General features: G+C 57.1%; 14 protein-coding genes. 6 read left to right on the top strand and 8 right to left on the bottom strand.

The window, feature by feature from the left end; all coding sequences use genetic code 11:
* Positions 1–10: 10 nt before the first annotated feature.
* Positions 11–466, bottom strand: a complete 456-nt coding sequence (locus JK176_RS10430) for a hypothetical protein (RefSeq protein ID WP_211587771.1) — start codon at positions 464–466, stop codon at positions 11–13.
* 72 nt (positions 467–538) lie between these two features.
* Positions 539–1,135, bottom strand: coding sequence for a helix-turn-helix domain-containing protein (locus tag JK176_RS10425; protein WP_194261319.1), 597 nt, complete (start codon positions 1,133–1,135; stop codon positions 539–541).
* 271 nt (positions 1,136–1,406) lie between these two features.
* On the opposite strand from JK176_RS10425, the gene JK176_RS10420 reads away from it, so the two are divergent.
* From JK176_RS10420 to JK176_RS10405, 4 genes are all read left to right on the top strand, one after another.
* Complete coding sequence (locus JK176_RS10420) at positions 1,407–2,198, top strand: OmpW family protein (RefSeq protein WP_194261057.1); 792 nt, start codon at positions 1,407–1,409, stop codon at positions 2,196–2,198.
* A gap of 260 nt (positions 2,199–2,458) precedes the next feature.
* Positions 2,459–3,595: an efflux RND transporter periplasmic adaptor subunit gene (locus JK176_RS10415; protein ID WP_211587769.1), complete on the top strand. Its 1,137-nt coding sequence runs from the start codon at positions 2,459–2,461 to the stop codon at positions 3,593–3,595.
* An 18-nt stretch (positions 3,596–3,613) separates the two neighbouring features.
* Positions 3,614–6,724 (top strand): efflux RND transporter permease subunit, encoded by a 3,111-nt coding sequence (locus tag JK176_RS10410; protein ID WP_211587768.1) that lies wholly within the window; start codon positions 3,614–3,616, stop codon positions 6,722–6,724.
* Positions 6,721–8,241 (top strand): efflux transporter outer membrane subunit, encoded by a 1,521-nt coding sequence (locus tag JK176_RS10405; RefSeq protein WP_249194434.1) that lies wholly within the window; start codon positions 6,721–6,723, stop codon positions 8,239–8,241. The genes JK176_RS10410 and JK176_RS10405 overlap by 4 nt, the downstream gene beginning before the upstream one ends.
* Positions 8,242–8,384: 143 nt before the next feature.
* On the opposite strand, the gene JK176_RS10400 is transcribed toward JK176_RS10405, so the two are convergent.
* A complete protein-coding gene (locus tag JK176_RS10400; protein ID WP_211587767.1) occupies positions 8,385–10,325 on the bottom strand; it encodes a M61 family metallopeptidase in 1,941 nt (646 codons plus the stop codon).
* A 165-nt stretch (positions 10,326–10,490) separates the two neighbouring features.
* Here JK176_RS10400 and JK176_RS10395 point away from each other — a divergent pair, with 165 nt between their 5' ends.
* On the top strand, positions 10,491–11,465 hold the full coding sequence (locus JK176_RS10395) for a glycosyltransferase family 2 protein (RefSeq protein ID WP_211571281.1): 975 nt from the start codon (positions 10,491–10,493) through the stop codon (positions 11,463–11,465).
* 42 nt (positions 11,466–11,507) lie between these two features.
* Positions 11,508–12,635 (top strand): glycosyltransferase, encoded by a 1,128-nt coding sequence (locus tag JK176_RS10390; RefSeq protein ID WP_211587766.1) that lies wholly within the window; start codon positions 11,508–11,510, stop codon positions 12,633–12,635.
* Between the two features lie 3 nt (positions 12,636–12,638).
* Here the strand turns inward: JK176_RS10390 and JK176_RS10385 are convergent, their stop codons facing one another.
* From JK176_RS10385 to JK176_RS10365, 5 genes are all read right to left on the bottom strand, one after another.
* Positions 12,639–13,226 (bottom strand): histidine phosphatase family protein, encoded by a 588-nt coding sequence (locus JK176_RS10385; protein ID WP_211587765.1) that lies wholly within the window; start codon positions 13,224–13,226, stop codon positions 12,639–12,641.
* 49 nt (positions 13,227–13,275) lie between these two features.
* Positions 13,276–14,208, bottom strand: a complete 933-nt coding sequence (locus JK176_RS10380; protein ID WP_062027866.1) for a ribose-phosphate pyrophosphokinase — start codon at positions 14,206–14,208, stop codon at positions 13,276–13,278.
* Between the two features lie 152 nt (positions 14,209–14,360).
* A complete protein-coding gene (locus JK176_RS10375; protein ID WP_211587764.1) occupies positions 14,361–15,272 on the bottom strand; it encodes a hypothetical protein in 912 nt (303 codons plus the stop codon).
* Between the two features lie 99 nt (positions 15,273–15,371).
* The gene (locus JK176_RS10370) at positions 15,372–16,307 is read right to left on the bottom strand and encodes a hypothetical protein (RefSeq protein WP_211587762.1); all 936 of its coding nucleotides are present in this window, start codon (positions 16,305–16,307) and stop codon (positions 15,372–15,374) included.
* A gap of 91 nt (positions 16,308–16,398) precedes the next feature.
* Positions 16,399–16,961: energy transducer TonB (locus JK176_RS10365; protein ID WP_211587760.1), on the bottom strand; the 563-nt coding region annotated here is incomplete at its 5' end.

Genomic DNA, 16,961 nt, shown 5'->3' with positions numbered 1-16,961 from the left:
AGCGACCGGATCAGAGGCCACCGTTCAGGAAGTTGCTGACATCGCCGCGGGTTTTGCTGCCCAGGGCGTTGAGGCGGTTGCGCTGTTCCTGCGGGGCATTCTTGAGCTGCTGCAGACGCTGGTTTTCCTGATCGCGCAGGTTGGTCAGCTTGGACTGTTCGCCGGCGATCTGCTTCTGAAGGCGTGCCTTCTCGTTGGCCGGAGCGTTCGTGTATTTGTCCTTCAGGTCTTGAATCCGCTTTTCGCGCGCGGCCTGAGCGTCCTGGGACTGCTTCTGGTAGTTCTGGACCTTGCTGTTCAGGCAGTCTTCCCGCTGTGCCAGACGTCCGATGACATCATTCTGGCCTGTCTGCTGGCAGGCGCTGGATGCCGTGGTGTCCGCTGCATGGGTCTGCGGAGCAAGGGAAACGGCTCCGGCAATCAGTCCGACAGCAAGCATCGTGCGGGGGGAAGGAATGAAAATCATGACATCTCCTGTAAACGATCAGTAAAACATAGAGCGTCCTGATGGCGGGAATGTGGCTTTTTGAGAAGGGACCTATTCCATGCCTTCTGCGATCGTCGATATCCGTTCAGGCATCAGTAATGTGATGTGGGTAATGCTTCGGATACTGATGAGTTTTTCTTTTTTGAAGGCGCTGAGGATCCGGCTGACCGTTTCAATAGTGAGTCCGAGATAATCCGCGATATCGGTCCGGGGCATGGGCAGGTCGAGTTCGACCGGACGGGACAAGTCGGGCTTTTCCAGATGCTGGCAGCGCTCAATTAGGAAGGTGGCCACGCGTTCGCGGGCTGTTTTGCGTCCCAGTAGGGTCATGCGGGCCTGCATCAGGGCGAGTTCGCGGGAGGCTTCTTCGCGCAGGCGGTGTTCAAGGCTGGGAAAGCGTTCGGTCAGGCGCTGCATGCCGGCATGGGGGAAGCGGCAGAGCGTGGCCCCGCCGAGGGCTTCGGCCCCGAAAGCATAGCTGGTGGAGGCGGCGAGTCCGAGGAAGTGTCCGCCTTCTGCAAAGCCGGTAATCTGGCGTCGCCCATCCGGCAGAAGGGTGAAGAGCTTGACCCTGCCTCCGGTCACGACAAAGAAATCGTTGGCCGGTGCGCCCTCTTCTATAAAGGATCGACCGTCGGCAACGGTCATTCGTGAAGACTCGTTGGCGAGAATAGCAAGATCACAGTCGTCAATGCTGCTACACACACTCAGACGTCGCCCTACGCAATGGGCGCAACGATCATGGACATCTTCTGGAGTATGTGACGCAGACATGATGAATCCTGTTCCCGTTGTGCTGAGCGCAGCCTGAAGACTTTCAGCCACACTACCACATAATTTACCAGACTTGATTCAGGTCAAGGTGATGGGAGGGGAGGAGTGCTTTGTGAGGCTCAACGAATGGTGATGGAAATTCCAGATGAAATTTAACGCTTTCGCGCTGGCCGCCGCAGTCGGCGCCGTTGCAACTCCCGCGTTTGCGCAGGTCACTGCTCCTGCTCCCCAGGCTACGGTCAGTGCGCCCATGACGGCGGCTCCCGTGCCGTCCGTAAACATCCATGCGCCTGCCTCCGGCCATTGCGGCCTGTTCCAGACCTGTGCCAACACCCGCATCGGGCTGGGCAAGGGCGACTTCATCGTTCGTCTGTCCGCCCTCGGCGTGATGCCGGAAGATCGTGACAGCAGCCTGCGACTGAACGGCGCGCATCTTGGCGGTCGCGTCAAGACGACGCGTCAGGTCATGCCGGAGCTGACGTTCGAATACTTCTTCACGGACAATGTCTCGGTCGATCTGATTGCTGCCAGCACGCGTCATGAGATCGCTGCTGAAGGCGTTCCGGGTCTGGGCAAGGTTGATGTGGGCAGCGCCTGGGTTCTGCCGCCGACTGTTACGTTTGCCTGGCACTTCCGTCCGCACAAGCGCTTCAACCCGTATGTGGGTGTTGGCGCGACGCTAGCCTGGTTCCATAACGTTTCCCCTGCTGGTGGTCCGCTCACGCAGAAGCTCAATATCGGTGTGACGGGTGGCCCGTCTGTCAATGTCGGTTTCGACTATCAGGTTGTCGGCAACTGGTTCTTCAACTTCGACGTCAAGCAGATGTTCATGCGGGTCCATGCCTGGGCGCAGAACAATGCCGAGACCACGAAGATCACGGCGCATGACTCCCTCGACCCGACCGTCGTTGGCGCAGGTATCGAATACCGTTTCTGATTTTCGGGTCAGAAACTGGCATATCAGAAAAGCGGCCTTTCTCCGAAGGGCCGCTTTTTTGCATTTTTGTGGCAATCACATAAAACTTTTGCAATCCGGCCATTCCGTCAGTGCAAAAATCTTTTCGTTTCCGTATGTGACGTCTGGCGTCCTTCCATGGGATATGAAAACGTCCGAATGCTGGCCGACAGGTCATTGTCCAGACGTTTCAGTCAAAACGGGACGTCTGTCCTGACAGAGTTACGGGGTTTTCTATCAGCATGCGCGTTACCCGCGTCGGCGCGTGGGCCATTGGTCTGCTGTGCCTGACCATCCTTCTCGTCGTCGTTCTGCGATTCCGATCCCCGCATTCGACTGTTGCAGCGACCGAACCTCCTATGGTGACGCAGTCGAAGGGCGGTCTTGTCGTCCGGGAAGGCAGTCCGCTTGAGAAGCGTCTGACGATACAGGCCGCCACAAGCGTCTCGCGTGATCACGGCATTCTGCTTCCCGCGCAGGTGATGACGGAACCCGACCGGCAGGTGAATGTGTATGCCCCGGTCGCGGGCCGGATTACGGATGTTCTGGTCCATCTGGGCCAGCATGTGCAGCGCGGACAGGTTCTGGCCACGATTGCTGCCGGTGATCTGGATCAGGCCTGGGCTGACGATACCCGCGCGCGGGCCGCTCTGGATTTCGCACGCCGTGCCTATGCCCGCGCGCAGGGCGTTCAGGCGATCGGCGGGAATGCCGTCAAGGATATCGAAGCCGCCCGTAACGATCTGACGCAGGCACAGGCGGAAGCCGAGCGCACGCAGCGCAGGCTTCAGGTTCTGGGCGCGCGACCGGGCTATTCCGCAAAGGGGCAGGCACCGCTCGTGTCTCCAGTCGATGGTGTCGTCTCCACGACGATCATGGCGCCGGGGGAAAACATCACCGATCCGACCGCGATCCAGATGACGGTTCTGGACCTGTCGCAGGTCTGGGTGGCTGCCGCCATTCCGCAGGAAAATCTGGCGCAGATCGGTGAGAGCAACGTCCTGTCCGTCACGTTCGACGAGTTTCCGGGCCGGACCTGTTCGGGTCAGGTCATCAGTTTTGATCCGGCACTTCATATTGATACGCGCCGGGTCAATGCCTATGTCGCCTGTCCCAACGCCGATGGCGCCCTGCGTCCGGGCATGTATGTGAATGCGACCCTGAATATTCCGCAGCCCAGTGAGGTCATCATCCCCAAGGCCGCTCTTCTGATGAACAACGATCAGGTGTCGGTTTTCATTGAAACAGCGCCCCACACCTTCCAGCGGCGCGACATTACCATCAGCTATGATGAAGGTGAAAACGTCCGTGTGCTCAAGGGCATTTCCGCAGGAGAACGCGTCGTGACGAGCGGTGCCATTCTCCTGAACGATGACTGATCCGGTGGCCCTGAGCTGATGATCGAGCGTTTCATCTCCTGGTGCTTCAACCACCGGAACATTGTTTTCTTTTCTGCCCTGATTCTGGCGCTTCTCGGTGGTCTTTCGTGGAAGATCCTGCCGGTCGAGGCCTATCCGGATCTGGGCTCGGTCAGTGTGTCGATCACGACCCAGCAGGAGGGTCTGGCCGCCGAGGAAATGGAGCAGCAGGTCACGATCCCGCTTGAGCGGACGCTGGCCAGCGTTCCCGGCGTGACGGACAGCCGCTCCACCAGCACGTTCGGCCTGTCACTGATTACGCTGATCTTCCGTGAAGGCACGAATGTCTATGCGGCGCGTCAGCTCGTCGAGACGCAGCTTGCCAACAATCCGCTGAACAATGGCGCCATGCCGTCGCTGGGGCCGATTTCAGGGCCGAGTGGCGAGATCTATCGCTATACGCTGGAATCCGACGACAAGAACCTGATGGAGCTGTCCGATCTCCAGCGCTGGACCATCATTCCGGCGATCCAGCGCGTGCCCGGCGTTGTTAGCGTAGACAATTTCGGCGGTCTGACACGCGAATACCAGCTCGTTCTCGATCCTGACTCGCTGCAACGCTTTCATGTCGGCCTCGAAGACGTGCTGACGGCCATTCGCAACAGCAACGCCAATGCGGGTGGTGGGCGTGTAAGCCGGGGCGAGCAGTCCTATATCATCCGTGGGATCGGCATGATCCATAATCTGGATGATATGGGGAACATCGTCGTGGCCAGCCATGGCGGCGTGCCGGTTTTTGTGAAAGATCTGGGGCGCGTCCAGTTCGGGCATCAGGTTCGTCAGGGTATTCTCGGCAAGGACCGTAACCCTGATACGATCGAAGGTGTGGTGACGATGCTGAGCGGGGAAAACCCCTCGCTCGTGCTCGACGGCCTTCACAATACGGTGGCGAAGCTCCAGCAGCAGCTCGCGCCCAGCCATGTCCGTATCGTGCCGTATATGGACCGTGACCATCTCGTGCTTTCCACGACGCACAAGGTCACAGAAACGATGATCGAGGGCATCGTCCTTGTGGGTGTCATCCTGACGCTGTTCCTGGGCAGTCCGCGCAGTGCCATTGTCACGGCCGTGACGATCCCGCTCGCGCTGTCGGTCGTGTTCGTGCTGATGCATAGTTTCGGGATGTCGGCGAACCTGTTTTCGCTCGGCGCTATTGATTTCGGCGTGATCGTGGATGGTGCCATCGTCATTACCGAGACAATCCTCCGTATCCGTGAGGAGCGCCCGACCGAGGCGCTTGATCCCGTCGAGGTTCTGCCGGTCGCGCAGCGTGCGGGGCGGGCAATCTTCTCGTCCACGCTCGTCATCATCGTGGCCTACAGCCCGCTTTTTGCGTTCGAGGGCAGTGAGGGCAAGCTCTTCCGCCCGATGGCCTATACCGTCAGCTTCGCGCTGCTGGGTGCGCTGCTCTGCGCCCTGACGCTCATTCCGGCCCTGACCTATCTGGCCCTGCGCAAGCCCAAGCACATCTGGCACAACCGCCCGCTGGAATGGCTGCATGCGCATTACACGCGCCTGCTTGGCCATTTTATCGACCGTCCGCTGATCGCCTATGGCGCCGGTGTTGCGGCGATGGTTGCGGTCGTGATCCTTGGGGCGTCCATCGGGCGTGAATTCCTTCCGGATCTGGATGAAGGTTCCCTCTGGCTTCAGGTGCAGATGCCGACCGGCATTTCGCTGGAGAAGGGCGAGTCCATTGCCAATGAACTGCGCCATGCAGTCCGCGAGTTCCCCGAAACGTCCTATGCCATTACGCAGCTCGGACGCTCGGACGACGGAACCGACCCCTGGACGCCGTCGCATATTGAAATGCCGGTCGGTCTCAAGCCGTATGACCAGTGGCCGTCAGGCGAGACCAAGGCGCAGTTCGTCGAACGTCTGCGTCGGCGTCTGTCGCAGATTCCGGGGATCGATTTCGGCATCAGCCAGCCGATCCAGGACAATATGAGCGATCTGGTCGGCGGTGCTCACAGCCCGCTGGTCCTGCGCGTCTATGGCAACGATTTTCAGGAACTGCGCCGCATCGGCCAGCAGATCGTGGATATTCTCCATCAGGTTCCGGGCACGACGGAAGCATCGATCTTTCAGGAACCGCGCATTCCGCAGATCGAAGTGGTGGCCGATCGTCAGGCTGCCGCGCGTTACGGCATCAGCATTTCGGATATTTCCGATGTTGTGTCGAACGCCATTGGCGATGCACCCATCACGACCGTTTATGTGGGGGATCGCTTCTATAACGCGACGCTCCATATCCGCCGCAAGGACCTGCAGGACATGCAGTCCCTGTCGCAGATCCCGCTTCTGGATGCGGAAGGCGCCTATATTCCGCTGTCACAGGTCGCGCATGTCGGGCTGCATATGGGCGAGAGCAACATTGCCCACGAAATGAGCCATCGTCAGGTCACCATTCGCGTGGACAACGGCAAGCGTCCGCTGTCGCAGTATCTGGCGGATGCGCAGGGACGGATCGACCAGCAACTGCATTTCGACAAGGAAAAATATACGCTCGAATGGGCTGGCTCCTTCCAGCAGGAAGAGCGGGCCCAGAAGCGCCTGATGATCGCGCTGGGCGTGATGTTTGCAGTAATGCTGGTCTTGCTGTTTGCCGAATTCCGCAAGATTCGGCAGGCGCTGCTGATCCTCAGCGTGGTGCCGCTGGCGACGCTGGGCGGCCTGATCGCGCTGCATGTCCGCGGTGAGACACTCAATATCGCGACCGCCGTAGGCTTTATCGCGCTGTTCGGTGTGGCTGTGCAGAACGGCATCATCATGATTGCCAGTATCAACCGCCATCGCGTGGAAGGTCTGGGAGTTCGTGATGCCACCATCGCCGGGGCTGCCGAGCGTTTCCGTCCGGTTCTCATGACCGCGACAGTGGCCACGGCTGGTATGCTCCCGGCTGCTCTTGCCACGGGTGTGGGCACGGACGTGCAGCGCGGACTGGCGACGGTCGTGGTGGGCGGTCTGGGGATCGCCACGCTGCTGACGCTGTTTGCTCTGCCGGTCTATTTCAGCGAGCTTGAAATGTGGGTTGAACGCCGCGATGCGAAGAAGCGTCCGCAAGTTGCCTCAGAGGGAGCCGGATCATGACGATGCGCTCCATGATGTCGCGCCATGCGTCGTTCCTGCTGTGTCTGACGGCGCTTTCCGCTTGCGCAGTCGGCCCGGATTTCCATCGCCCGGACCTGCCGAAGAACGCGGCTTATGAGGGCCAGCCCCTGACCGCGACCGCCGGGCATGGTGTTGCGGGCGCGACCGTGCCCCAGCAGTTCCAGTCCGGCGTGGATATTCCGGGCCAGTGGTGGACGGTGTTCGGCAATCCGTCCCTGAATGCGCTCGTCGATCAGGCGCTGGCCAATAACCAGTCGCTGCGCGCCATGCAGCAGGGGCTGAAATCCGCGTGGGAGCAACGGCGGATCGAGGGGGCAGGTCTGTACCCGACGCTCTCGGCTTCGTTCAACCCGACGCGGAACAAGACGTCCAAGGTCTATTCTCCCGTTCCGAACTCGAATGTGTGGCTCTATAACGTCCACACCGCGCAGCTGAATATCGGCTATGTGCCGGATCTGTGGGGCGGAACGCGTCGCGCGATCGAGGCCGCCGGAGCGCAGGCGGATCTCCAGAAGTTCCAGCTTGAAGCCACCGCGCTGACCATGATTTCCGATCTCGTGAATGCGACGATCGAGGAGGCCACGATCCGCGCCGAGATCGACGCTACCAACGAACTGATCCGCAGCCAGCGCGCCGTGCTGAAGACGGTAACGGCCGAGCAGGGGATCGGAAACGCATCCCGGCAGGACATGGCGCAGCAGTTGGCCTCCGTGGCCCAGCTTGAGGCGACGCTACCGGGCCTGAGCCTCCAATTGGCGCAGACGCGGGACCAGATGGCGGTTCTGGTGGGCGTGACACCCAACACGCCGCTGCCCGAGTTTCGTCTGGAACAGTTCACCCTGCCCAAGACTCTCCCGGTCTCGCTGCCGGCTGACCTGCTGAACCAGCGTCCCGATATCCGCGCAGCTCAGGCCCAGATCCAGTCTGCCAGTGCGCAGATCGGTGTGGCGATCGCCAACCGTCTGCCGAACGTGCAGCTCAGCGCCACGCCGGCGCAGGCCGTGGGCGTGATGAGTGATTTCTTCAAGCCCGGTTACGGCAACTGGACGATCGCTGCGACCGTCATGCAGCCAATCTTTCAGGGTGGTTCGCTTCTGCATGCCGAGCGTCAGGCGCGCGACAACCTGCTTCAGGCCAACGAGACCTATAAGGCCACTGTCCTGTCCGCCATTCAGGACGTGGCGGACAGCCTGCATGCCGTCACGTTCGACGCCGATGCCCTGAAGGCCGACGAGGAGCTGCTGAAGGCCACGACGCAGAGCATGACGATTGCCCGTGGGCAGTTGCGTCTTGGGGATGTCAGCGAGCTCGTGCTGCTTCAGGCCCAGCAGACGGATGCGCAGGCGCGTCTGGCCTATGTTCAGGCTGAGGGTGCACGGTTCTCTGACAGCGTCGGGCTGTTTCAATCCCTCGGCGGGGGCTGGTGGAACCGGAATGACATGGGCATGACGCCAGCGGCCCAGAAGTCGCTTGGGAAGTCGTTGGTGCCTTGGTGAGAGTGTTCAGGGCTCTGCCCTGAAACCCGCCAAAGGCCCAACGTCGATAAGAGGGGCCTTTGGAAACCATTACGTTTGAATCGGGATCAAAGGGACTGAGTCCCTTTGCGGGGTTCCGGGGCAGCGCCCCGGAGGTGGTGGTCTTACTGACGCGCTGAGTAAATCGCGCTCAGACGATCCGGCGTACCTGCAATACGCTCCAGATGCGGGTAACGCAGACCGTCATGATAGGGGATGGAGACCGTGGTGACATGGTCGCCGGACTTCACGATCAGATGGATGTCCTGCTTCGGGTCCTTCTGCGCGTCCGTGACGGCGTGGAGCAGACGCTGTGGCGTGAAGCTCATGTCATTGACGGCCACGATCGTCACGCCTGGAACCAGACCTGCCTTGAAGGCCGGGCTCATCCAGTGCTCACGTCCCACACGTCCGGTCGCATTGACCGTCAGGCCGAGCGAGAAGGACAGGTCCGTGGTGTGGCGTGCGGCTTCACTGGCCTTTACGAAGGCGGTCGGCTTGGACGTATAGACCAGCTTGTACCCACCATTGGTCAGGCCGTTGAGCGGCGCGTGCGGCTGGATCGTGTCCAGACGGTCGTGCAGGAACTTGGCCCAGTCATAAGGCTGCACGCTGTTGAGCGTGGCGACCACATCATTGAACTGATAGGGGCTGACGACGAAGCTGCCACTGTTGGTGCCGAAGAAAGCCTTTGCGAAGTCATCCAGCGACTTGTGATCGTTGGAGAGCTTGCGGATCAGAGCATCGGCATCCAGCCAGACAAGCTGCCCTTCAACGTAATAGTCCTCCGAACGCTGCCAGTCGCGCCATGACAGCGGCGCACGCTGTGCAATTACCGGATCGTTCGTCGTGTCTTCCAGCGGGCGCCACTGACGGCCCGTCTGGTTGTCATAGGACGCCGCCATATAGGCCAGCGCCTCGAAACCCTGATCCTTCGTCACGAGACCCGTACGTGCGGCGAGGACATTGCCCCAATACTGTGTCTGGCCTTCATAAACCCACAGCATGGACCCGCGCTGCGGTGTGTTGAAGTTGGGCGCCCACAGATCGGCCGGACGGCGATACTTGCCGTTCCAGGAGTGGGTGTATTCATGGGCGAGAAGGTCACGCTCGGGGAATGTCTTGTCCCACTCCGTGAAATAGCCCGGAGCAGCGCTGTTTTCGCTGGACTGATGATGTTCGAGACCGATGCTGCCCAGTTCATCCGTCAAGGCGAGAAGAAAATCGTAATGGTCGTAGTGGTGCGAGGCGAACAGCGTTGTGGCCTGCCGGACGAGGTTCTGATGGGCCGCAATCTGAGACGGCGTTGCATCCAGCGAGTCCGGTTCGTCTGCCACGACATCTAGCGAGACCGGAACATGATCGGGGCCGGTCAGGTCGAACTTGCGGAAATAACGTCCGGCAAAGATCGGAGAGTCGACAAGCGTATTGAACGTCGTGGCATTGAAATGCGTTTCGTCGCCATAAACTCCCGCGCGAAGGGCTGAGCCGATCTGCCAGCCATGCGGAATGCGCACGGAAGGCTGAACCGTAATGCCACGGGTGAAATATCCCGCCGGGTAAAGCGAAACCTGATCCCACTGCACATTGACGATGGACGGCGTCATGACCACACGGCCCTGACCCGGCGAAATCGGCGTCAGGAGCTGGAAATGAAGGTCCAGCGTCGGGGTGCTGGCAGAAACGGGGATATGGAATGCGGCCACGTTGACTGTATCGCGCTTCCAGTCCAGCGTACGACCGTTGCTCTGCACATGCAGGCTGGCGAGCTGTTCGATCACGCCTGTGGGAGAATGATCGCCCGGAATCCACATCGGGTACAGAAGGACCATTTCTCCCTTCTGCTGCGCCTCTTTCGGTACCGGAACCATCTCATGAATGGACATCACATGATGCAGCGTATCCGTCGCATCAACCGAGACCGTCATGGTTCCGGGAAACGCCCGATCCTGCGGTTCAGGAATGGCGGCGGGCATGGGGAGCGGCATGGGCTGGGACTGCGCGAGAGCTGGCGGAACAAGGCTGGTGAATGTCGCGAGTGCGACTAAAGTCCGTATGGAGGGCATGGATTATGGTCCGACAGGAGATCTATAATGTTAAAAGAAATAACGATATTGATAGGAGTCAACAAGAGTTTTAAAAAATATAACGGTTAACTCGGCATTCAATCAGGTTTATTAAAACATTAAATATTATTATATGGAGATTTTATGATAGTAAAATGCATAACGATGCAAAAAGATGAGAATAATACATTGCTCCCATGGATAAAGTACCATGGTTATTTATTTGGATTTGAAAATATAGTTGTGTTTGATAATGGGAGTACCATTCAGTCTGTTATTGATAATTTATTGTTATTGGAAAGCGTAGGTGGGACAGTTATTTGGGGGTATCGGGACTCTCAACATTTCCATGACAAAGGAGATATCATTGCCAGATTTATAAAAAATCTTGATGAATCTGGCGAAGAATACGATTTCGCATTTCCAATGGATGCTGATGAGTTTTTGGGTGTCTGCAGCAATGGAAATATTTTAGCAAATAAAAATAGTATTCATTCACATTTAGAACGCTTGGATAGATTGGAGGGTCCATTCAGAATAACGATGGATCTGTTCAATATCGTCAATAGTCCTGGGTGGTACTGGCCACAACCATCAGGAAAGGTTTTTGTTAGAAAAGATACACTTAAAAAATTAGATCACGGTTTTCACTTTTGTGAGACAGTTCTCGGATCTACGGAAATAAATACACAATTTATCTATTTTCATTATCACCATAAACCTTACAATGACTTCATCCGAGGAGCATATAATAAATTAGCTCCGTTTGTTGATATCAATGATTCTGAAGCCTTGAAAAATTTTCAAGGTCCTGGCGGACATTTGCTGGGCCGACTGACCGAAGGAGAAAGTTGGTTTAATCAACGCTTGTCAAAAGCTTTGAGAGTCTATGTTCCAGACATTCCCCATATTTTGGGAATGCTGGGATTGGAAAACCCCCTGTTTTCGTGTCGAGAAGCTGATCAAGCTGTTCCCGCGATGGCTGTTGCGGATAGTGCTGATGATGAAGGCGTCGTACGAGAATATAAAATATTCGATGCAAAAAAATATCTTGCCAATTGGCCTCATATAGCTGCCGATGGGATTGATCCGTTCAGGCATTATGTTTATTTTGGTTATAATGAAGGATTGTCTTTATAACTGAAATAAAACTGACAGATTACTATATCGAGGATGTGTGTAGTGGATAACAAAAAAAATATTATACATTCTATTGATAATGTATATTTCAAAGATGGTCACTTGAAGGTTGACGGGTGGGCCTTTGGCGAAGATTATCCAATCATTTCAATGACTGTTCAATTTGAAGAAAAATTTAAAACAGAGCACAGCTTTGTTATAAATTATTTGAATAGTTCAGATGTCGTAAGCCATTTTGGCGAAAAAGCTACAAAATCCAGATTTTCTATTGGAATAAAAATAGAAAATCTCAAAGATTTGGTTATTGTTACAAAAGCCAAGATTGTTTTTGGTTTTTATGATAACTCTATAGAATCTATCAGAATTTTTTCTGATAAAGTTTCACAATTTATTGGTCAAAAGAATTTTTCCGTTGGTGTTTCAGTTACAACCTATAATAGATCTAAATTATTAATTGAAAATTTAAATAAAATAAAAGAGAATTCATTTTTTGATATTGATTTAATTGTCTCTGATGACGGGTCTGTTGATGAAACTAAAGATCTTCTGAAGGATTTTTCGGGAATATATTGGGCCAGTTCTGAAAACAAAGGTGTGGCGTGGAATAAAAACAGAGCATTATTTTTTTCGAATGAAATTTTGTCCAATTCGTTAACTCTTTTGATGGAAGACGATGTTTTTCCGACAAAATTTGGTTGGGATATAGATTGGGTACTGTCATCAGCTCTTTACGGTCACATTAATTTCGATCCCCCCTGGTTTGGCCCAGCCAGTGAGGGAATGGGGCAATGGAATCAACCGTATAAATCGGGTTATCTGAGCGGTCAGTGCTCAGGTTTTACAAAAGAAGCTCTTGCCTATGTCGGCTATCTGGATAGCAGATTTGGCCGGTATGGACATGAGCATGTCGAGCATACAATGAGGATGATTCGCGCGGGTTATGGCGGCGAAATAATAAGAGAAAATTCGCCAGAGTGCGTATTTTATTCCATCTCAGGGAATATAGAGGTCTCCCCAAGCGAAAGCTCTTTCCAACAGGAAGATGTTGATCGCAACGGGGAGGTATTATCTCAGATCTGGAATGAAAGCATCTATAGAGCGCCTTGGCGGAATGATGATGAAATGAGAATTTTCAGAAAAGAAATTCAGGGGTTCGTAAAAAACCAGTGATGTTTATGTGGTTTCTACAGACCAGCCGCTGACTGTAGGGCTGGCCTTGAGTGCTACCGCATTTGGCAGGCGAACATTTGCCGGAAGTCCCATTCCGGTGCGTATTCCCCGAAACAATGCGCCGTGAGCGACAAAGAGCGGCGTTCCGTCTTTGTCGAGTTCGGCGTTGATCGTTGAGATGGCGCGAACGGAGAGGTCTGTGAAACTTTCTCCGTTTTCCAGGTGTCGCCCTTCTTCAATCCAGGACTTGAACCACTCGTCCATGGGAGCACCTTCGTAAAGGCCGAAGCAGACCTCTATAAGGCCTGCATTGATTTCTAGGGGAATTTTGATCCCCGTACGGTCGTGGATTGTATCTTGTGCATATTGCGCTGTGACCAAAGCCCGCTTCAGGGGCGATGAGACAATTCGATCAAACGGACGCTTGCCGTTGAGGAATAAGGGGGCGAGTGCTTCTCCTGCACGCACGGCCTGGGCGATGCCCGTCTCGTTGAGAGGGATATCCGTTCTGCCCTGCGCCAGTCCCCGGGCGTTCCAGTCGGTCTCACCATGACGCAGATACCAGTAGGGCTTGGGGATAATCTGGGTCATGGGCAAGTCCGTTCACGAAGAGGGGGCGTGAGGGTGGACCGGTGGACGCTCAGTCGAACAGTGAAGAAACCGAGCTTTCATCGGCCACGGCGCTCATAGCCCGGGCGAGGAGGTTGGCTGTCGTGATCTGACGGATATTCGGGGTCTCGAGGAGGGCCTCAGTCGCCGGAATGCTGTCCGTCAGCGTCAGCATGTTCAACGGACTGTCTTTCACGCGCTGGCAGGCATTGCCAGTCAGAACGCCGTGAGTGACGTAAGCTTCTACGCCTTCCGCCCCACGGGCCATGAGCGCGTTGGCGGCGTTGCACAGCGAGCCGCCACTATCGACGATATCGTCGACCAGCACGCAATAGCGGCCGGCGACGTCACCGATAACGTTCATGACTTCCGACACGCCAGCGCGTTCACGTCGCTTGTCGATGATCGCGAGATCTACGTTCAGGCGCTGTGCGAGTTGGCGCGCACGGACCACGCCGCCAACATCCGGCGAAACGATGATGAGTTCCCGGTCCGGCAGGCGCGTCTTGAGGTCGCGCACGAACAGCGGTGCGGCGTAGAGGTTGTCGGTCGGGATATCGAAGAAACCCTGGATCTGCATGGCGTGCAGATCCATCGTCAGGATGCGGTTGGCACCAGCTTCCGTCAGAAGGTTCGCCACGAGCTTGGCGCTGATGGGCGTGCGGGGGCCGGATTTGCGGTCCTGTCGGGCGTAGCCGAAATATGGCATCACGGCTGTGACGCGCTTGGCCGATCCCCGGCGCAGCGCATCCAGCATGACCAGCAGTTCCATGAGATGGTCATTCGTCGGCATGCAGGTGCTCTGCACGACGAAGACGTCCTCACCGCGGACGTTTTCCTGAATCTCGACGAAGACTTCGCCATCGGCAAAGCGCTTCACCACGGTCTTGCACAAAGGCATCCGAAGTTCATGGGCGACCGCACGGGCCAGCGGCAGGTTACTGTTGCAGGCTACGATCTTCATGAAAAACGGCCTCGTCCGGTGTCCGACAGGGAAGTTGCTGGCCTTCTAACAGCGCAAAGCCCCCCTGTCATCCGTCGTGTTTCATTCTTTCCGCGCACCAGTTGTCCGGTCACTGCATGCCGTGCCAGCCGGACGCGGTTCGTCAGACGGGGTCAGAACTGCCAAGCCAGACCCGCATGCAGCTTTAGACCGTTGCTCAGGGCGCTGGAGTCGCCCGAATAGGAATATGTTCCTGGTAGGTAGGAGACAATGACTGAGGTATTCCTTCCCCTGTGCTGGCTGTAATTCCCCTCTTGGTCGTGGCCGTAGGAAATATAGGAATAGTCTCCTCCCGCCGTCAGATGGAGACGCTGCGTCAAGCGGTAATCCATGCCAAGACCACCCTCCCAGAGAGGGCGTGGCTGGTTGTTGTAGGAAATGCCGGAATTGAGGACTTCCGCCCATCCGAACCGCCCACGCAGGACGAGGCGGGATGTGAGAGCGTAATCGGCCTTCAGGCCAGCGCCCGCGAAGTAACGGCCAGAGCCGTAGCCGAAATCTCCGTCACTGCCGCTCGTGACATATCCGCCCTGAATGAAAGGCGTCAGCAGAAAGGTATCGGAGAGCAGAAGAAAGCCCTTGCCGATCTCTCCCCGATTGTCCGTGCCGTTGGAGCTGTCGTTTCCGCCAGCGGAGAACCCGTATGGTGCAGAATTGCTGGAATAGCTGCGGTAGTGGGACTTGTAGTTTCTCTGGCCGTCTTCGAGCGAGAAATGGAGCGCGCCGTAAAGGTTCTCGATCCCGAAGGCGTTGAACATGACCGAGGCATCGGCTTGAAAGCCGGGGGTCCAGCCGATGGTGCGGTAGCGCGAGGTGCTTGTTGACTGTGTGATGAAGCCGGAACCGCTATTCTCCATCAGGCGGGAATTGCCGCCGCTGACGCTGTTGCGGAACGTGCCCGTCATCGAAAGGCCGATCTCACGGTTTACGGCAACGACCGGAGCCGGGTCTGCAAAAGCGGCGAGGGGGGCAAGGCCTGCACAGAAACCCAGGCTGGACAGCAGCAAGCGGAAAGAAAGACGCATCGGACACTCCGGATGAAAAGGCCGGAGTGATGTAACAAATTGTATTACGTAAAGATACTCAGAGTTATATTAATGGAATGGAACCCCCGTTCGTCTGTATCAGGCCGATTTTTTCGGAGGACCCTTTGTCTCCGGCAGCGGGGCATGTTCGCGGCCCGAATAGTTGGTGACGATGGTCCGCACGCCTTGGGCTGCTTCTTCGGCAGCCATGTCCGCCGTATCGCCCCATGCGCCGTCCAGTGAATGAGGGGCGATGTCGTGCAGCTGGGTGGCAGCGCCTGCCTCTTTCCCATCCGGCGTCAGGACATGCCAGACGATCTCAATATGGTCGACCGGATGACCGGTATTGCCCGCAGCGCCTTTCTTGAGATCGACTGTTCCGCGGACGATGAAGTCTGCACCTTTTTCGGTTGTCGTGACCGTGTTGGTCTTGTCGGGAAAGGACGAATAGAAGGCGCGGGCGAGGGAGACATTTCCGTCTCCGGGGGCACCGGTGACGCCTTTGAAGCAGATTTTTGCCGGGCGGTTCATGAGGCTGTGCGGGTCCTGCTGCATCATGTTCGCCTGAATGCCCGTCAGCAGGGTCGCAAGCTGGGGCGCTTCGTGTATGGCGGCGTCCTGAAGCGCCAGCCGGTCTCCTGCGCTCCAGGACGCCATATCCACGGCAGCCCCGTCTGTTTCCGCGCGGACTTTTCCTTCCGGGGTCATGATGACGTAGTGGGGGACGACCGTATTCCCGTGGGTGGCCGCGCTCAGTTTCAGCCACCAGTCTCCCTTTTTGCGGGGCTGTGCGATGGCGGGAACGGACTGGTTGACCATGGCCTGTGCCACATCATGGGCCCAGAGCGCGGCAGCATCGTCGGACAGTAGCGCGTTCGGCGGGGTCGGGACGGCGAGGCGCGCAGGAGGGAGATTGGCTGCCGTGAGGTATCTGGCCTGCTGTCCGGGGTCGGCGAAGGGGCGGGAAAGGCTGAAGCAGCCTCCCAGAACAAGTGGAAGGCAGAGAGGCAGCAGGGCAGAACGGAAACGGCGCATCGGGGCTCCGGCAACAGGACGGTGACCTGACGGACTGTATGGGATTGCGGCTCCGATGTCGAAGCCGCGCCCTCCGCTTGATACCGTGCCCTTAACGACGGATCAGGATGTAGTTGATCGTGACGTCGATATCGAAATGGTCACCCTTCATGTCTGGCGGGACCGGCGGCAGATGCGCGCCTTGGAACATGCCGGTCGTCGCCGCATCCAGCGAATAGGAGCCGGATTGGCTCATGAGACGGACGGATTTCACATGGCCCGACCGGTCCAGCACGACATGCACCGAGGACGGACCGTCCTCGCCAGCGCGAGCGGCTTCTTCCGGATAGTACATATGCGCCCGGATCCAGCGGTCGATTTCCCCGCCGTAATCCTCGCTGACGCCCTTGACGCTGGTGCGGGTCTGATACGGTGCGTTGATGGCGCCGTTCAGACTGAGCGGCCCAAGAGACATGTCGATCGGCCCACCAGACCCCGAAGCGCGGCCACGGTGGCGACGATAGGGTGACGGCTGTTCACCGAAGGACAGATCCATCGGATGTGCGAACGGATTGTTCCGGTCGGAGCGAACCGACCGCTGCGCGTGATGAGCATGTGGCGAGGTCTGCTGGCTGCGGCGGCTTGGCGCTGCTCCGGGGGTAATGGGGGCCGGGG

This window comes from Gluconobacter sp. Dm-73, assembly GCF_018256215.1.
Classification (GTDB): Bacteria; Pseudomonadota; Alphaproteobacteria; order Acetobacterales; family Acetobacteraceae; genus Gluconobacter; species Gluconobacter cadivus.
The sequence above is the reverse complement of the archived record's forward strand: the minus strand, read 5'-3'. Positions and strand labels throughout refer to the sequence as shown.